Source organism: Streptomyces sp. AM8-1-1, assembly GCF_032229325.1.
Taxonomy (GTDB): Bacteria; Actinomycetota; Actinomycetes; order Streptomycetales; family Streptomycetaceae; genus Streptomyces; species Streptomyces achmelvichensis.
This window is the reverse complement of the sequence record NZ_CP135086.1, coordinates 1,358,379-1,374,690: the sequence shown is the minus strand read 5'-3', so window position 1 is coordinate 1,374,690 and position 16,312 is coordinate 1,358,379. Positions and strand designations below refer to the sequence as shown.

At 71.3% G+C, this 16,312-nt stretch carries 18 protein-coding genes; 8 read left to right on the top strand and 10 right to left on the bottom strand.

Annotated features, from left to right (window positions below):
• The first annotated feature begins 43 nt into the window (after nt 1-43).
• The gene (locus RPQ07_RS06220; RefSeq protein WP_313943021.1) at nt 44-856 is read left to right on the top strand and encodes an SAM-dependent methyltransferase; all 813 of its coding nucleotides are present in this window, start codon (nt 44-46) and stop codon (nt 854-856) included.
• A gap of 104 nt (nt 857-960) precedes the next feature.
• Here the strand turns inward: RPQ07_RS06220 and RPQ07_RS06215 are convergent, their stop codons facing one another.
• A complete protein-coding gene (locus RPQ07_RS06215) occupies nt 961-1,152 on the bottom strand; it encodes a hypothetical protein (RefSeq protein WP_313943020.1) in 192 nt (63 codons plus the stop codon).
• Nucleotides 1,153-1,196: 44 nt separating this feature from the next.
• Between RPQ07_RS06215 and RPQ07_RS06210 the strand changes: the two genes are divergently transcribed.
• Nucleotides 1,197-1,667: a hypothetical protein gene (locus tag RPQ07_RS06210; protein WP_313943019.1), complete on the top strand. Its 471-nt coding sequence runs from the start codon at nt 1,197-1,199 to the stop codon at nt 1,665-1,667.
• Nucleotides 1,668-1,736: 69 nt separating this feature from the next.
• On the opposite strand, the gene xylB is transcribed toward RPQ07_RS06210, so the two are convergent.
• On the bottom strand, nt 1,737-3,215 hold the full coding sequence (gene xylB, locus RPQ07_RS06205; RefSeq protein ID WP_313943018.1) for a xylulokinase: 1,479 nt from the start codon (nt 3,213-3,215) through the stop codon (nt 1,737-1,739).
• A gap of 177 nt (nt 3,216-3,392) precedes the next feature.
• Here xylB and xylA point away from each other — a divergent pair, with 177 nt between their 5' ends.
• Nucleotides 3,393-4,562, top strand: a complete 1,170-nt coding sequence (gene xylA, locus RPQ07_RS06200; protein WP_313948804.1) for a xylose isomerase — start codon at nt 3,393-3,395, stop codon at nt 4,560-4,562.
• Nucleotides 4,563-4,791: 229 nt separating this feature from the next.
• On the opposite strand, the gene RPQ07_RS06195 is transcribed toward xylA, so the two are convergent.
• The 3 genes from RPQ07_RS06195 to RPQ07_RS06185 form a co-directional block, all read right to left on the bottom strand.
• On the bottom strand, nt 4,792-6,069 hold the full coding sequence (locus RPQ07_RS06195) for an ROK family protein (protein ID WP_313943017.1): 1,278 nt from the start codon (nt 6,067-6,069) through the stop codon (nt 4,792-4,794).
• Between the two features lie 3 nt (nt 6,070-6,072).
• A complete protein-coding gene (locus RPQ07_RS06190; RefSeq protein WP_313948803.1) occupies nt 6,073-6,603 on the bottom strand; it encodes a toxin-antitoxin system, toxin component in 531 nt (176 codons plus the stop codon).
• Between the two features lie 78 nt (nt 6,604-6,681).
• Nucleotides 6,682-7,341 carry a helix-turn-helix transcriptional regulator gene (locus RPQ07_RS06185; RefSeq protein WP_313943015.1) on the bottom strand — a complete coding sequence of 220 codons (660 nt, stop codon included), beginning with the start codon at nt 7,339-7,341 and terminating at the stop codon, nt 6,682-6,684.
• A 371-nt stretch (nt 7,342-7,712) separates the two neighbouring features.
• Here RPQ07_RS06185 and RPQ07_RS06180 point away from each other — a divergent pair, with 371 nt between their 5' ends.
• Together RPQ07_RS06180 and RPQ07_RS06175 are read left to right on the top strand one after the other, a co-directional pair.
• On the top strand, nt 7,713-8,645 hold the full coding sequence (locus tag RPQ07_RS06180; protein ID WP_313943014.1) for a transcriptional regulator: 933 nt from the start codon (nt 7,713-7,715) through the stop codon (nt 8,643-8,645).
• A 219-nt stretch (nt 8,646-8,864) separates the two neighbouring features.
• A complete protein-coding gene (locus RPQ07_RS06175) occupies nt 8,865-10,361 on the top strand; it encodes a M28 family metallopeptidase (protein WP_313943012.1) in 1,497 nt (498 codons plus the stop codon).
• 216 nt (nt 10,362-10,577) lie between these two features.
• On the opposite strand, the gene RPQ07_RS06170 is transcribed toward RPQ07_RS06175, so the two are convergent.
• The 3 genes from RPQ07_RS06170 to RPQ07_RS06160 are packed head-to-tail and all read right to left on the bottom strand — an operon-like array spanning nt 10,578 to nt 11,841.
• Nucleotides 10,578-10,877: a hypothetical protein gene (locus RPQ07_RS06170; protein ID WP_313943011.1), complete on the bottom strand. Its 300-nt coding sequence runs from the start codon at nt 10,875-10,877 to the stop codon at nt 10,578-10,580.
• A 59-nt stretch (nt 10,878-10,936) separates the two neighbouring features.
• Nucleotides 10,937-11,356 (bottom strand): hypothetical protein, encoded by a 420-nt coding sequence (locus RPQ07_RS06165; protein ID WP_313943010.1) that lies wholly within the window; start codon nt 11,354-11,356, stop codon nt 10,937-10,939.
• The gene (locus RPQ07_RS06160) at nt 11,350-11,841 is read right to left on the bottom strand and encodes an ATP-binding protein (RefSeq protein ID WP_313943008.1); all 492 of its coding nucleotides are present in this window, start codon (nt 11,839-11,841) and stop codon (nt 11,350-11,352) included. Before RPQ07_RS06160 ends, RPQ07_RS06165 begins: the two co-directional genes overlap by 7 nt.
• A 124-nt stretch (nt 11,842-11,965) precedes the next feature.
• Between RPQ07_RS06160 and RPQ07_RS06155 the strand changes: the two genes are divergently transcribed.
• Both RPQ07_RS06155 and RPQ07_RS06150 read left to right on the top strand, forming a co-directional pair.
• On the top strand, nt 11,966-12,826 hold the full coding sequence (locus tag RPQ07_RS06155; RefSeq protein ID WP_313943007.1) for a helix-turn-helix transcriptional regulator: 861 nt from the start codon (nt 11,966-11,968) through the stop codon (nt 12,824-12,826).
• Complete coding sequence (locus RPQ07_RS06150) at nt 12,827-13,063, top strand: DUF397 domain-containing protein (protein WP_313943006.1); 237 nt, start codon at nt 12,827-12,829, stop codon at nt 13,061-13,063. It abuts the gene before it with no gap.
• Nucleotides 13,064-13,204: 141 nt separating this feature from the next.
• Here the strand turns inward: RPQ07_RS06150 and RPQ07_RS06145 are convergent, their stop codons facing one another.
• Nucleotides 13,205-15,112, bottom strand: a complete 1,908-nt coding sequence (locus RPQ07_RS06145; RefSeq protein ID WP_313943005.1) for a M64 family metallopeptidase — start codon at nt 15,110-15,112, stop codon at nt 13,205-13,207.
• Between the two features lie 195 nt (nt 15,113-15,307).
• Here RPQ07_RS06145 and RPQ07_RS06140 point away from each other — a divergent pair, with 195 nt between their 5' ends.
• Entirely contained in the window at nt 15,308-15,586 is a 279-nt protein-coding gene (locus tag RPQ07_RS06140; protein ID WP_313943004.1) for a hypothetical protein, read from the top strand.
• Between the two features lie 13 nt (nt 15,587-15,599).
• Here RPQ07_RS06140 and RPQ07_RS06135 read toward each other — a convergent pair whose 3' ends face one another.
• On the bottom strand, nt 15,600-16,256 hold the full coding sequence (locus RPQ07_RS06135; RefSeq protein WP_313943003.1) for an NAD(P)H-binding protein: 657 nt from the start codon (nt 16,254-16,256) through the stop codon (nt 15,600-15,602).
• Between the last annotated feature and the right edge of the window lie 56 nt (nt 16,257-16,312).

Below are 16,312 nucleotides of genomic sequence, written 5' to 3'. Positions count from 1 at the left end.
TTGAACCCTTGACCTGAGCACCTCCGCCCCCAAGGAGCCTCGTATGACCGGGACCGAGCCGACCAGCCCCAGGATCGACACCAGCAAGCCGCATCCTGCCCGTGTGTACGACTGGTTCCTGGGCGGCAAGGACAACTACCCGGTGGACGAGGAACTCGGCCGCCAGATCATGAGCATCGACGCGCGCGCCAAGCATGTCGCCCGGACGAACCGCTGGTTCATGCAACGCGTCACCCGCTGGCTGGCGGGGGAGGCGGGAATCACTCAGTACCTCGACGTCGGCACCGGCATTCCCACCGAGCCGAATCTGCACCAGATAGCCCAGGGCATCGCCCCCGAGGCGCGCGTGGTCTACACGGACAACGACCCCATCGTGCTGACGCACGCGGAGGCGTTGCTGCGCAGCACCCCGGCGGGCGTCACCGACTACATCCAGGCCGACGTCCGCGAGCCCGAGCTCATCCTCGAACAGGCCCGGAAGGTCCTGGACTTCGACCGGCCCGTCGCCCTGTCGCTGGTGGCACTCCTGCACTTCGTCGGCGACGCCGACCGCCCGTACGACCTGGTCGGCCGGCTCGTTGACGCGCTGCCGTCGGGCAGCTATCTCGTACTGTCGCAGCTCACCTCCGACTTCGACCCGGAGGCGGTCCAGCGCGGAGTCCAGATGTACGCCGCCGGCGGAGTCACCCTCGCGCCCCGCACGCAGGCCGAGATCGCGCGCTTCTTCGAAGGTCTCGACGTGGTCGAGCCGGGAATCGTCCAGCTCACCCGGTGGCATCCGGAACTCGCCGTCGACGAGGCGGCCGAGGGGAACGAAGGGGCGTCGCTGTACGCGGCGGTGGGGCGCAAGCCGTAGCGGGCGCGCCGAACTCGTGTCTCCCGACCGTCCGGAGGGTGGGGGAGTCGCGTGCTGGGAAGGCAGGGTGCATGGGCATCTTCCGTCGACGTCGCCGGTCCACGTCACCCGGCGACCGACAGCAGCGCTACCGGATCGGCGAGGAACAGGGGCACGGTGACTACGCGCGCGTTCTCGACGAGAGCGGCGCCGTGGCCGGCCTCTGGCTGAGAAGCCCGCACCACGCCCATGACACCTTGATGATCGACGCCCTGCTCCACAAGCTGGACCAGCCCGCTCTGATGGGTGAGGCTCATCGTGTCGTCGCCAACACGGTCGACGGCAAGGCGGATTGTTCGTCATGTTCGGCGGCCGGCGCGCCCCCGGTGAGCCCGAGCCCGCGCCGTTCGCGCACGACGAGGGCTTCGCCGGTGGCGAAGGAGCGGCCGCCGGCCGATCGTTGATGATCAACGGCCACCGGTACCCGCTGCACGAGGAGTTCGAACCCTTCGGCCGGGACGCGGCGGCGGGCAGGATCGCGCTGCTCAGAACGACGATCTCCGGCCTGACCATGGGCGACCGGATGTGGCTGTTCGACGTCGTGGCGGCCGTCTTCGGCGAGGACTGTCCCGAGACCCGCGCGGTGGTCGGCGCGGGCTTCCACTGCCTCACCTGCTTCCAGGGCTACTCGGCGATGGTCATCCAGGTCCGCGATCATCTGCGCAACGGTGGACGGTCGAACCTGCGGGACATCACCGAGTGCCGTGAATGCGGAGGGACGGACGCGGTCTGGGTCTACCGGCCGCCCGCGGAGGCGGCACCCGCTCAGTAGCCGGTGCCGCCCGGCCGGCCGGCCGAACGGGTCGGCCGGCCCGTTCAGGCGGCTCCCGCCTGCCGCGGATCAGCGCGTGAGCAACGCCGGCGTCGCCCGCTCCAGCACCTCCGAGACCCGCTCCCATGTCTCCATGTCCCTTTCCACCGGCGGAAGGTGGGCAGCGCGGCCGCCCTGCCAGCGGCCCGCCAGCGCCACCGGGTCCTCGCCCGAGGCCGCTGCCGCCGCCAGCGCCGCCGCTCCCACGGCGACCAGCTCCTCGCTCTCGGGGATCAGCAGGGGCCGTCCGGAGAGGCGGCGTACGGTCTCCACCCAGTACCTGCCCCGCGCTCCGCCGCCCACCAGACGCAGTGGGCGCGACGCGACGTCCGCGTCCGCCGGGTCCGTACCGCAGGCGCGCAGCACCTCGTCGAGGGCCCGCAGCACGGTCACGACAGCGCCCTCGTAGGCCGCTCCGAGGATCTGCTGGCGGCTGGTGGTGTGCCGCAGTCCGGTCAGGAGTCCGGAGGCAGCGGGCAGATCGGGTGTCCGCTCCCCGTCGAGGTACGGCAGCAGGACCACCTCGCCGCCCGCCTCCGCCGTGTCCCGGCTCAGGCCGAACAGGGTGGCGATCCGGTCGACGGCCTGGGTGCAGTTCAGGGTGCAGGCCAGCGGGAGGTACGTGCCGTCGGCGGCGGCGAAGCCCGCGAGGACCGCTGAGGCGGGCCGGGTGCGGGTCGCCGCGAACACCGTGCCCGACGTGCCGAGGCTCAGGGCCGGATGGTCGAGCAGCCCCGCGCCGCCGAGCCCCAGCCCGACGGCCGCGGCCATGTTGTCCCCGGTGCCGGCGGCGACCGCGATGCCCGCGGGCAGTCCGAGGTCGTCGGCCGCCGCGTCGATGAGTGAGCCGACACGGGTGGCGCCGGTCTCCGCGACCTCGGGCAGCAGATCCGCCTCCAGTCCGACGAGCTCCAGCAGCCGCGGGTCGTAGGCGCCGGTCGCGGTGGAGTACCAGCAGGTCCCCGAGGCGTCGCCGGGGTCGGTGGCGGCGGTGCCGGACAGCCGTTCGGTGAGGAAGTCGTGGGGGAGGCGCACGGCGGCGGTGGCCTTCGCGGCGCGCGGCTCGTTCTCCCGCAGCCACTGCCACTTCGCGGCGGTCATCGAGGCGACGGGCACCGAGCCGGTACGGGCGGTCCAGGCCTCCGGGCCGCCGAGCGCCTCCGTGAGCGCGGCGGCCTGCGGGGCCGAACGGGTGTCGTTCCACAGCAGCGCCGGGCGCACGGGACGGCCGCTGCTGTCCAGGACGACCAGACCGTGCTGCTGTCCGGCGACCGCGATGCCCGTCACGGCGGAGGCGGACACGCCGGACTCCCGCAGCCCGATGGCCACCGCCTCGCGCAGGGCGTTCCACCAGACCTCGGGGTCGGTCTCGCGAGCGCCGTGGTCGCCGCTGACCTGATGGGCCGCGCGGCCGACGGCAAGTGTCCTGCCGCTGGCCGCTTCGATGAACGCCGCCTTGGTGGACTGGGTCGAGCTGTCCACGCCGATGACGACAGCCTGCGTCGGCATTGCCTCCACCTCTCCGTCCGGGACCGGTCCCGTCCAGGGCCTATTTGGCCGTGGGAGAAACAAATTACGTCAACCCATCGCCGGGGAACAGGTGTTGCGGGGCTTCAGAGATCGGCGGGGGAAGTGCATTATTAGTAAGGCCAGAAAACAAACTGTGGATCGAAGGCGGTCATGGCGATGACGGAACGCTTCACCCCCACCCCCGAGGACCGGTTCAGCTTCGGCCTCTGGACGGTCGGCTGGCAGGGCAGGGACCCCTTCGGGGACGCGACCCGGCCGCCTCTGGACCCCGTCGAGTCCGTGCAGCGGCTCGCCGCGCTGGGTGCGTACGGCGTCACCTTCCACGACGACGACCTGATCCCCTTCGGCGCGACCGAGGCGGAGCGCGAGTCCCACATCAAGCACTTCCGCCAGGCGCTGGACAAGACCGGTCTCGTGGTGCCGATGGCGACCACCAACCTCTTCACCCACCCCGTCTTCAAGGACGGCGGCTTCACGTCCAACGACCGGGACGTGCGCCGCTACGCCCTGCGCAAGACGATCCGCAACATCGACCTGGCGGCCGAGCTCGGGGCGCAGACCTATGTCGCCTGGGGCGGGCGCGAGGGTGCGGAGTCCGGCGCCGCGAAGGACGTGCGGGCGGCGCTCGACCGGATGAAGGAGGCGTTCGACCTGCTGGGGGAGTACGTCACCGAGCAGGGCTACGACCTGCGCTTCGCCATCGAGCCCAAGCCCAACGAGCCGCGCGGCGACATCCTGCTGCCCACCGTCGGCCATGCGCTGGCCTTCATCGAGCGCCTGGAGCGGCCCGAGCTGTACGGCGTGAACCCGGAGGTCGGGCACGAGCAGATGGCCGGGCTGAACTTCCCGCACTCCATCGCGCAGGCCCTGTGGGCGGGGAAGCTCTTCCACATCGACCTCAACGGGCAGAACGGCATCAAGTACGACCAGGACCTGCGCTTCGGCGCGGGCGATCTGCGGTCCGCGTTCTGGCTGGTGGACCTGCTGGAGACGGGCGGCTACGAGGGCCCGCGCCACTTCGACTTCAAGCCGCCGCGCACGGAGGACTTCGACGGGGTGTGGGAGTCCGCGGCCGGGTGCATGCGGAACTACCTGATCCTGCGGGAGAGGGCCGCCGCCTTCCGTTCCGACCCGAAGGTGCAGGAGGCGCTGCGGGCCGCCCGGCTCGACGAGCTGGTCCTCCCGACCGCCGAGGACGGGCTGGCAGCGCTGCTCGCGGACCGGTCGGCCTTCGAGGAGTTCGACGTGACGGCCGCGGCGGAGCGGGGAATGGCCTTCGAGGCACTCGACCAGCTGGCGATGGACCACCTGCTCGGGGTGGCCTGACCGTCTGCCGGGCAGGCCCAGGGTGCTGTTCCGGAGCTACGGATCTCCGGGAGGGCCGGGCGGGCTCGAGAGGTTGGACGGGGCCGGGCGGGCTCGAGAGGTTGGACGGGGCCGGGCGGGCTCGAGAGGTCGGACGGGCCGGGCGGGCCGGGGCTGTTCAGGCCCGTCCGGCGGAGGCCGACACCAGGCCCACCCGGCGGCCGGGGTCAGGCCCGTCCGGCGACCGAGGTCAGGCGCGCCCGGCGACCGAGGGAATCGCGTACGCCACCGGGTCCGTCAGCACGTCCTGCACCACCAGCGCCGCGGCACCCCGCGCGGCGTCCGCGGCGGGGGAGGAGGCCCGGAGCCGGTCGCCGCCCTCCGGCCACAGGCCCGAGACCACCCGTCCGCCCAGTTCCGCACCGGCGGGCGGGGCGAGCCAGGGCACCAGGGGGCGGTAGATCCCGCCGAGCACCACCGCGTCCGGGTCGAAGAGGTTGACCGCGCCGGACAGCACCCGGCCCAGCATCGACCCGGCACGCTCCAGTGCTGTCAGCGCTGCCGCCTCACCCGCCCGGGCCCGGCGCTCCAGCTCCGCCACGGCCACCGCGCCGTTCGTCTCGTCGATGCCCGCGGCACGCAGCAGGGCGGACTGACCCGCGTACTGCTCCAGACAGCCGCGCGAGCCGCAGCGGCACTCCGGACCGTCGGGCGTGACGACGACATGGCCGATCTCGCCGGCGAAACCGTGCGCCCCGCGCAGCAGCTCGCCGTTCAGAACCAGGGCGCCGCCGACACCGATCTCACCCGTCAGGTACAGGAAGGTACGCATCGCGCCGAGGCCGCCGAACCACAGCTCGGCCAGCGCCGCCAGGTTGGCCTCGTTCTCCGAACGGACCGGCAGCGCGGGCAGTCCGGGGTGCAGGGCGGCGAGCGCGTCGGCGAACGGGAGCTCGGCGGCGACCTGGCTCCACCCGAGGTTGGGTGCCTGCCGCACGGTGCCGGCGGCGACCAGGCCGGGCAGCGCCAGGGCGGCTCCGACCGGCTGGAGCTGCTGCTCGACCGCGGACGTCAGCGCGCGGGCCGCGATACCCGCGGCGCGCGCGAGCACCCGGGCGGGCGGCGCACCGCGGTTGTCGAGGTGCTCGACGAGCCGGACCCGGTCGGTGCCCGCCAGGTCCACCACGCACACGGACACATAGTCGACGTTGATCTCGACGCCGATCCCCGCGACTCCGGTCCGGGCGACCTTCAGTACCGTGCCCGGGCGGCCGGCCTGACCGCTGAAGGTCTTGCCGGACTCCGAGAGGAACCCGCTCTCCAGCAGTTGTTCCACCAGGGAGGAGATGGCAGCGCGGGTCAGGCCCACCCGAGCGGAGACCCCGGCCCGCGTCACCTCACCGGCCTCGCGCACGGCTCGCAGCACCAGGCTCAGATTGTGTCGTCGCACCGTGTCCCTGTCGGCCTTGGGCTCCAGCGGTGTGCGGCCCACCGGGCCGGCCAGTGTCACGCGTGCGGGTGGTTCCACGAATCAGCCCTGTGGCCCGCGATATCCCAGGGACGCCTCGATCCGTCCGGCGAGACCGTCGCGGCTGACAGGGCCACGGCCCGCCGAACCGGCCAGCCAGGAGCGGCACTTGCTGCTGAGCAGCAGCCCGAAGCTCTCCGCCTGGTTCTCCTCGGCCTGGTCGAAACGGGTCCTGGCCGCGACCTTGAGGACGGTGGCCTGGAGGTCCGCCTCGTCGGAGAGCAGCCGTGCGGCGACCGCCGCGCCGTCGACATGATGCGTGCAGTGCCCGGCCTTCATGTGCCAGAGCTCATGGCCGAGGATGACCAGCTGGTGGTCGGGCGCGGTGCGCTCCTCGATGACGATCAGGTCCTGGTCCCTCATGTCCAGCCAGAGGCCGCTCGCCGTGCCCGGCGGAAAGGTGGCCGTGCGGTAACGGACGGGCCGGCCGCGGCGTCTGCTCATGACGCCGCACAACGCGCCGTAGAGATCGGTGGGAGCCGCGGGGGCGGGCAGGTCGATTCCGGCTACCAGCTCGCCGCACAGCCGGCGCATCTCCTTGCCTATGCTCACCGTTCTCCTCTCCCCGTCAGCGGTTGTGTGCACACGTGCGGTGTCGAGCCTGGCCTGAAATCAGGGGTCCGTCGGGTCCGCAGGATCAGCCGGCGAGGTCGGTTTGACGCTCTCCAGCAGCAGGTCGAGCCACTCGGTGACCTTGTCCCGGTGCTTGTCGGTGGGCAGTTGGGCCGCGCGCCAGGCGATGCCGCGTACTCCATGGTCCTGGAGCAGGCGCTCCAGCGGGTCGCCCTCGCCGGCATAGTCCTGAAGCAGCCGCTGCTCGGTGCGCTGCAACGCACCGTTGAGCGCGTCCGCGTCCTCGGCCGTGAGGAAGCCCGCGTGGACCTTGAAGAACCTCTGGATCGCATCGCAGTGCTCCATGGTGGGGCGACGGTCGCCGTTGATGAGAGCACCTGCCTGCTGACGTGACATGGCGGCGCCGTCGGCGATCTCCTGCTGCGTGTACCGGCGGCCGTTCGGCTTGAGCCGGGTCCTGCGCAGCAGGTCGAAGCGCTGCAGAAAGCGTGTCTGGAGGTCGGGTTCGCCGGCCGGCAGGCCGTCGAGCAGTGAGCTGACCACATCGGCGGGAACGCCCGAGGCCTCCGAGAGCTGATGCACGTCGAGGACCTCGCCGTAGCTCAGTCCGAGCTTGCCTGCGAGTTCGGCGACACGGGCGGCCGACGCCGCCAAGGGGCCTGCGGCTGCCGGGCCCGGAACCGAGAAGCCGTCTGTCACCAGTAGGTCTCCTAGATCACGCGAGGTCGCTCCGCACACAGTTGGCTGCCCGGAGATTAGCCGCTGGAAGAAAATACAGCCAGGTCTTGCCACAGCTGTGGCGCGATCTGAACGCTCTACGGCGTGGAATGCCACGATAGTTGACATGGCTGCTTCCGCGGTAGCAGGATCGCCAGGCGGGGTGAAGATCCAAAGGGCGCTGCCGCAGCGGGACTTCGAGAAGGGTGGCGTTCTCGATGACACATGAGGCGGGCGTTGATCGGCCTGGTGTCCATGGTCGACGGACGTGTGCGGCGACGAACCGCGGCACGGTCCGGTCGAGACGGCTGACCGACGTTCTCCGACGGCGCCGGGAGGAACTCGGGCTGAGTGTGGCGGATGTGGCGGCACGGCTGGAGATCAGTACGGGCGCCTACGGCAGCTGGGAGCGCACACCGGCGCAGGAATGGACCGACGAGAGGCTCTCCGCGCTGGTCAAGGCGCTGGAGATGACGGACCAGCAGGGCGGCTGGCTGTTCCGCCTCGCCGTCGACCGCGATCCCCCCTACGCCTCGGCCGAACCGTGGGCTTCTTCTACGCCCGTAGCTCCGCTGGGACCCGCGCGGCCGTCCGGACCGGCCTTTCCGTCCGGGCCCGTGCGTCCGTACGTACCGGTGCCCGCGCCCGCGCTGCCCGCCGAGCCGTCCGCGCCCGCCGAGCCGCACGACCCGGAGACGCAGGCGTATCTGCGGGACTACGCCGCGATGATGGACGCCGTGCCGCTGCCGTCGGTCCTCTTCGACAGCCGCTGGGACGTGGCGCACGTCAACCCCGCCTTCCACGCACTGTTCCGGGGAGTGGGGGAGCACCCCACCGCCATGCCGGACCAGAACTTCCTGCGGTTCGTCCTCTTCCACCCGGACGCGGGCTCCGTGCTCGGCGACCGGGAGACGAGCTGGTGCCTGCCGCTGCTCGCCCAGCTGGAATCGGCGCTCGAGAGGTACGAGGACGACCATGTCCTTCAAGCCATTCGTGACGACATCGCCGACGATCCGATCATGGATGTCGCCTACCGCTGCGGGCTGCCGCACTGGATGCGGATCACGGGCGCGGCCGCCGTCCACCACGACGGCGCCGTACGGCCGTTGCACCACCCGGACCCGCGCTGGGGCCACACGGATTGCCGGATCGTGGACGAGACGCCCGCGACGCTTCAGGACCGGGGCTTCACCCGGATGACGCTGGTGCTGCACGAACGTCGGAGCGCCGCCCCGCCGTCCGCGCGCCGGGGCAAGCCGCATCTGCGGGCGGTCGCCGGCGGCTGAGGACCGAGCGCGTCGCGCGGGGGCCCGGCGCGGCGGCAGCCGACGGGGTGGGTGCCCTTCGCGGCACCAGGCGCAGGAGCGTGGGCTGAACCCTCCGCGGCAACAGGCGTAGCGGACGCGCTGTGCCCACTGCGGCACCAGGCGAGGCCTCACCGAGCCCGTCGTCCGGCCCCCGCCCGTGCCCTTGTCAGGTGCTCGGCGCGCCACGACCATGACCTCATGTCGCAGCAGACGCCAGAACCCACCGGTGATCACGCCCTCCCCCCTGGCACCAGCCGCAGATCGGTCATCGCTGCCACGGCCGGCACCGTCGCGCTCGGCGCGACGCTGTCCGGAGCCGGAGCGACGCCCGCGGCCGCCGTCACCGAGGAGACCGTCACGGGCACCGCCCCGGTGCGGCGCGGTCGCACCCCGGACCGGGACCTCCCCGCCACCGCGCAGCGCCCTTCCCGTGAACTGCGGGCCCTGCTCGCGGAGATCGACACCGACCGCATCGAGGCGACCGTGCGCAAGCTCGCCTCCTTCGGCACCCGCCACACCCTCTCCAGCCAGGACGACCCGGAGCGCGGCATCGGTGCGGCCCGCGACTGGATCTTCGCCGAGCTCAAGCGGTATGCGGCCGTCAGCGGTGGCCGGATGACGGTGGAGCTCCAGAGCTACATCCAGGAACCGGCCTCACGCATCCCCGTGGCGACCCGGATCACCAACATCGTGGCCACGCTGCGGGGTTCGACGGACCCGGACCGCGTCTACGTCGTCTCCGGACACTACGACTCACGTGCCACCGATGTGATGGACGCCGTGGGTGACGCGCCCGGCGCCGACGACGACGCCTCGGGTGTGGCCGTCGCCATGGAACTCGCCCGGGTGACGGCGAAGCGGCGCCCGGCCGCCACCCTCGTGTTCGCGGCCGTCGCGGGTGAGGAACAGGGACTGTACGGGGCCGCTCACATGGCCCGGACCTTCGCGTCGGCCGGGGTCGACCTCCAGGGCATGTTCACCGACGACATCGTCGGCAGCCCGACGGCCGACGACGGCAGCAGTGACCCGTACACCGTCCGGCTCTTCGCCGAAGGCGTGCCCACCACCGAGACCCCCGCCGAGGCGGCCACCCGCCAGTCGGTCGGCGGCGAGAACGACTCACGGTCGCGCCAACTGGCCCGTTTCGTGCGGGACGTCGCGGACAACGACGCCACCGGCATGCACGTCCGGGTCGTCTACCGCAGAGACCGCTATCTGCGCGGCGGCGATCACATCCCCTACCTCGAACGGGGCTTCCCCGCCGCCCGGTTCACCGAACCGGCCGAGGACTACGCCCACCAGCACCAGGACGTGAAGGTGGTCGACGGCAAGCAGTACGGGGACCTTCCGGAGTTCTGCGACTTCGCCTACATCGCCCGTGTCGCGAAGGTCAACGCCGCCGCGGTGTGGACCCTGGCCCAGGCGCCCGGCACCCCCAAGGGCGCGAAGATCCTCACCAGTGCGCTGACGAACGCGACCGAGCTGGTGTGGGAGCGGGGCAAGGAGAGCGATCTGGCCGGTTACGAGGTCGTCTGGCGGGAGACCACCGATCCCGAGTGGACCCACGTCGTTCGGGCGGGCAATACGACACGGCACACCGTGGACCTGTCCAAGGACAACGTCTTCTTCGGCGTCCGGGCCGTGAACCGGGCCGGTCTGCGCAGTCCGGTCGCGTTCCCCGCCCCGCAGCGCTGAACACCGGATGGATCAGGGGGCCGGAGCCGGGAACCGTTCGGGGCCCGGTCCCGCAGAACGCCCCCAGCGCCCTGCGGGACCGGGCCCCGCCCCGCGAGGCCATGTCCCCGCCCTTCCCCCAGGCAGGGTCGTGGCCTCTCCCCCATCCCCCCTTTTCCCCGTTGGCCTGTGTCCCCGGCTCGCCGTCAGCCGGGGCTGTCCTTCGTCGCGCGCGGCTCAGCGCAGGGCGGCGACCGCCCACTCGGCCGCGACCACCACGGCCACTCCCGCGCCCAGTACCGCTGTGGCCACCCGTGTACGCCCCTGCTTGCTCAGGACCAGTGCGCTGCCGGAGAGGATCAGCGCGATCCCGTAGAACCCCATCGTCAGGACGGAGTGTGTGCTGCCGAGCCGCAGGACGAGTGTCAGACCGACCGCGACCATGATGAGCGCGGAGAGCACGATCCGGACGTGGCGTGCCTGACGTGGTGTGAGCCCCTGCCGCTCCGGGCCCGAACTGGCTTCTGCTTCTGACATGTCGGGAAGATTAGCCGTCTCGTCCCCGCTCAGGCGGTCGGGTCCAAGACGTGCGCCGCTCATGCGCTCCGAACGCTGCCGACGCCGGCCGTCCACAGGGGAGCGGTGCCGGTGAGCTGGCAGGCGACCAGGTACAGCGGAATCGGTGGTGTGTAGGGACTGGAGTCGTCGGGCCGCCGGATGAGCCGCGGGTTCACGGCCGGTACGTACGCTCCTTCGGCGTAGTGCGATGGCAGCGGCCAGGTCAGCTCCTGGTCGGAGCCGGCCGGCACGATCCACCACCACCAGTCGGTGTCGGCGAACACGCAGCCGTTGCGCGGCAGCCGGCCGAGCATCCGGAAGCCGTGCCGCGCGGGCACGCCCACGGCGTCGCAGCCCAGGGTGGGTACGACCGTGGGCGGGAGCTCGAGCCGGGTCAGCCCGTGCCCCCTCGTTCGGCTGCCGCCCCGGACCAGGAGCGTCACCAGATTTCTCAGCACGGCCTCGCCGCCCCGCGCGGAAAGTCCACCCCGTAGGGGATGTCCACGTGCGGCAGCTCCGCCCAGACGATCCGGCCGGCGCCGTGGTGCGGTACGTGTGCCCCCCAGGAGCTGGACAGGGACTCGACCAGCAGGAGTCCGCGTCCGCGCTCCTCCTCCTGCACGGCGTGGCACACATGCGGGCCGGTGGGTGTGCATCCCTGGTCCTGGACGCTTATCCGCAGGTGTTCGACGTCGTTCAGAAGTTCGCACGAGACCAGGTGACCGTCGGCGTGCACCACCGCATTGGTGACGAGCTCGCTGACGACCAGCATGGCCGTGTCATGGACATCGCCTTCTATGCCCCAGCACTGCAGTCGCTCACGGGTGAGTTTTCTGGCCCGTGAGACGCATTCGGCGCGCGCCGGCAGCTCGAAGCCGTACCGATGGTGGTCGGCCTCTGAGCACGGGTCCAAGAGTGGGGCAAGGAGCGCGTCGAGGTTCACCGCACCACTGTCCCGCTGTAATAGTCACCTTGGCAAGGCCCACTCTGAAAAATCCAGAGTGGGCATATTCATCCATGCAGGCGCGTGGCACACTGCTCGCAACAGCACGTGGGGAGGTCTCGAAGTGAGTGAACCGCGGTCCGCCCCCACCGTGGGGCAGGTCGTACTCGGCAAGCGCTTGCAGGATCTGCGCGAGCGAGCCGGGCTGAGGCGCGAGGAAGCCGCGAAGGTTCTTCGTGTGGCCGCGGGCACCATTCGCCGGATGGAGACCGCCGAGGTCGCCCTGAAGATCCCGTATGTCCAGCTTCTGCTGGGTGCGTACGGGATCCATGAGGAGGAGGCGCGCGGCTTCATAGAGCTGGCCGAGGAAGCCAATAAGCCGGGATGGTGGCAGCGCTTTCACGATGTGCTGCCTGGCTGGTTCTCGATGTACGTCAGCCTGGAGGGCGCGGCCAGCATCATCCGTGCCTACGAGCCGCACTTCGTGCCGGGTCTGCTTCAGACGGAGGACTACGCCCGGGCGATCATGCGCGGCGGCGCCGTCGGAGGGACCGACTCCGCGGACATCGAGCGTCATGTGGCGCTGCGGATGGAGCGGCAGGCACTCCTCACCCGGCACGACGCCCCCAGGCTGTGGGTGATCATGGACGAGACGGTGTTCCGCAGACCCGTCGGCGGTCCCGGCGTCATGAGAGCGCAGATCGACCGGCTGCTCGAAGGCGCCCAGCTGCCCAACGTCACCTTGCAGATCGCGGAGTTCTCGACCGGACACCACCCCGGCACCTACGGGCCGTTCGTGCTGTTCCGGTTCGCTGTCCCCGAGCTCCCGGACATGGTCTACAGCGAGTACCTCACCGGTGCCGTCTATCTCGACGCGCGCCCGGAAGTGGCCTCGCATCTGGAGGTTCTGGACCGCATGGCGGCTCAGGCCGCGACTGCGCAACGCACGAAGGAGATCCTCAACGATCTCCGCAAGGAGCTGTGAATGGATCACATATACAACGGCATGCCTGCCGCCGACCTGGGTGAGGTGGGCTGGCACAAGCCGTGGAGCGGCGGGAACGGCGGCAACTGCTTCGAGACCATGAAGCTCGCCGACGGCCGTGTCGCGGTGCGCCAGTCCGCCGATCCGGACGGGCCCGCGTTGATCTACACCTCCAGCGAAATCGCCGCCTTCATCCAGGGGGCCAAGTCGGGCCAGGCGGACTTCCTCCTCACCTGATCACGTCCCTGGCCGCTGCCACCTGCGCCTTTTCGATGCTCACCATCGCCGGCCAGGGCTTCCGGGCCGGTACACGGACACACGAACACCATGTCGGCGGCGCCTCGCGGGGCGCCGCCGACATGGTGTTCCCGGGCGGATTCAGCGGCTGGCGCCCGGCGGGACCAGCGTCGCCAGGAACGCCTTCGGCGCCGAGACGTTCCCGGCCGCGTCGATCGTGCGGTGTTCGATCGTGTGCGTTCCGTAGTCAGGGGTCGCGTCGTCCCAGGGCACGGCACGTGAGGCGCCGAGCTTGCCGTAGACGAGGTCGTCGATGACGGTTCCGCCGGGCGTGAAGCGGAAGGGCGCGTCGGCGTCGGTCGGCCAGCCGTAGTACGTCTGCCAGCCGTCGCCGTCGACCCGGAACTGCGAGACGACGTGCCCGGCCCGGTCGTCGCGGGCCGTCAGCTTCATCGTGAAGGGGCCGTCGTACACGTACTCCACGGGCCGGCCCGGCCGGTGGACCGTGCGCAGGGGCTCGGACAGCGCGTACCGGCTGCTCGCCGGGCTCGCGTCCACCGTCCAGTTCAGCGTGGTGGCCGTCCCGGCGATCCGCGCGGTGAGGCGGTGGCTGCCCGGACGCAGCCGCAACGCGCCCAGGTCGAGATCGCGGTCGTTGCCGGGGTTGGCCAGCGGGCGGCCGTCGATGCTCCACCGCACGGCGAGCGCGCGGTCCGCGGGGTGCGTCGTGTCCGCGTACACGACCGCCTCCGAGCCCACCGGGGCTCCGGTGTCCGTGTGACCGGTGAAGGCGGCCGGGACCGCCTCGGGCGGGGTGGTCACGGCCGTGTCCACCGTCCAGGTGACGGTGCGTGTCAGGGCCGACGAGCCGCGGATCGCCGGGTCGCGCACGTACGGCGTCGGGTCCGTGACCGTCGCGGTCAGCTCATGGGTGCCGCGCGGCAGACGCAGGCTGCGCAGGTCCAGCGAGCGTGCGTCGCCGGCCCGGTGCAGCGGGCGGCCATCCAGGCGCCAGACGACGTCCAGCTCACCGCCGACCGGATGCAGCGTCTCGACCCACACCGTGCGGTCGTCGCCGACGGGCGCGGTGTTCGGTGCGTGGCCCTGGAGGAGGTTCACCTTGCCGGAGATCTTCTGGACCATCACCTCGCGCCCCACCTGGTCGAACGCGTAGCCCAGCGTCTTCATGATCGAGTGCTTGCTGGGCCGCCAGACGCCCTTCGTGGCGTACATACCGCCTTCGTGGCGTCCGATGACACCGCCCGACTCGCTCTTCTCGCCCAGCCAGCGCCACCACTTCGCGCGCTGCTGCTTCATCTGGTCCTCGGTGAGCACGGTGTGGTGGGCGGAGTTGGGCTCGCCGCCCTCGTGGGTGCCGCCGGGAACCCCGCGCCCGTAGTAGTCGTACTCGTCCTGGAGCTTGCCCAGGGAGTGGCCTATCTCGTGCGGGGTGATCAGCGAGGACAGGGCGTTGCCGCCGGAGGCGGTGGCGTACGTGCCGCCGGCGCCGCCGTACGTGTCGCTGTTGGCCAGCGCGACGATCTGCCGGTTCGCGTCCGCCGACCCCGGCACGAGGTCGGCCAGCGCGCTCGCCGCCCCGCTGTTCACGGTGAGCAGGCGCTGCACGCTGCCCGCGTTGCAGCCGCCCCAGAAGCCCATACCGAGGGCGGTGTCGCGGCGCGGGGAGTCGAGTCCCGGGTCGCAGTCCACCCCGGACTCGGCCGAGGGGACCTCCACGGCCCAGACGTTGATGTAGGAGCGGTAGGAGGCGAAGGGTTCGACGGACCAGAGCACGTTGAGGTGCTTGTCGACGTCGGCGCGGAAGGCGGGCATCTCTTCGGCGGTGTAACCGTCGCCCATGAGAACGATGTTGAAGCGCTTGTCGGCCGGACCGGTGGTCTGTACGGGGACGACGGTCGCGGCCTCCGTGACCGGTGGGGCCTCCTCGGCGGCGGCCGGGTCGGCGGCGGCCAGCAGACAGCCGGCCAGCAGGGCGCCCGCGGTGGCGAGCAGCGTCGCTCTTCGTGGTCGTGCACCGGGTGAGGTCATGAGGCGGGAGCGTACGGGCAGGCTCAACGGGCCGTAAAGACAAGCGAGTTGACTGTGCGATGGCTGAACGCCGCGGTGGCGCGCGGTCGGTCGGCGGGTGCACCACCATGTCACGACCCGGCCGAGGGCGGCTGGGGAGGTGACCTCTGCGCGACAACGGCTGTCGCGTGCGGCGCGTCACCGATCGCCCTGGCCGTGACCGCGGGCCTGACGGCCCTGCACGCCCACCCCTCGGACGCCACCCTCCAGCAGTACACCGCCATCTGTGCCGACGCCCTCGGACGCGCGTACCCCGCGAGGCTCCTCGGTCTGTGGTCGCAGAACCCCTGGCACGAGGAGCGGCTCCGTCCGGAGGTCGCACGGCTGCTCTCGACCTTGTCCGAGGACGACCTGAGCCCGGTCCCCGCCGAACTCCTCGACCGGGCACGCAGGTCCCTCGACGGCTCGGCGGCGCGACCGCCGGGATCCGGGTGAGGCCCAGTGCGTTCTACCGCCGCCGGACGTTGGCTTCGACGGCGTCCCGGATCGGGACGGATCCCGTGGTGAGTTCGAGGATCTGCCGGCCGATGCGGGGTTCGTGCAGCAACGCGGCGAGAGTCGCGGCGACATCGGCGCGGGCCACCTGGCCGTGGAACTCGGCCGGTCCGAGCGAGACGGTGCCCGTGCCGGGATCATCGACGAGCAAGGACGGCCGAAGGATCAGCCAGTCCAGATCGCTACGGCTGAGCGCGATGTCTGCTTCCTTCTTCACGGCGAAGTAGTACTCGACCTCCTCGCCGAGGTCGCGCTCCCGCCAGGACTCCGGGAGAACCGAGACAAGCGCAAGACGACTCACTCCTGCTCGGCGAGCCGCCTCGATCGCCTTCGCGACGCCGTCGCCGTCGATCGCCTTGGTGTCCTGCGCACTGCCGCCGTTCGACCCCGCTCCGAACACGACGGCGTCGACGGTTCCGAAGGCCGCCGCCAGCGCGTCCACGGACATGCCGGCGAGATCCCCGACGACCGCATCGACGCCGAGCGCCGCGAGGTCCGCCCGCTGTTCTTCGCGGCGCACGAGCCCGTGGACGGTGTCTCCCCTGGAGAGAAGCTCCTGTGCGAGCAGCCCGCCGGTCCTGCCCGTGATCCCGATGATGAAGGCATCCATGCAGGCGTCCAACATTCCCATCGCCACCGACATTCCGACATTCCGCACGGGCGACC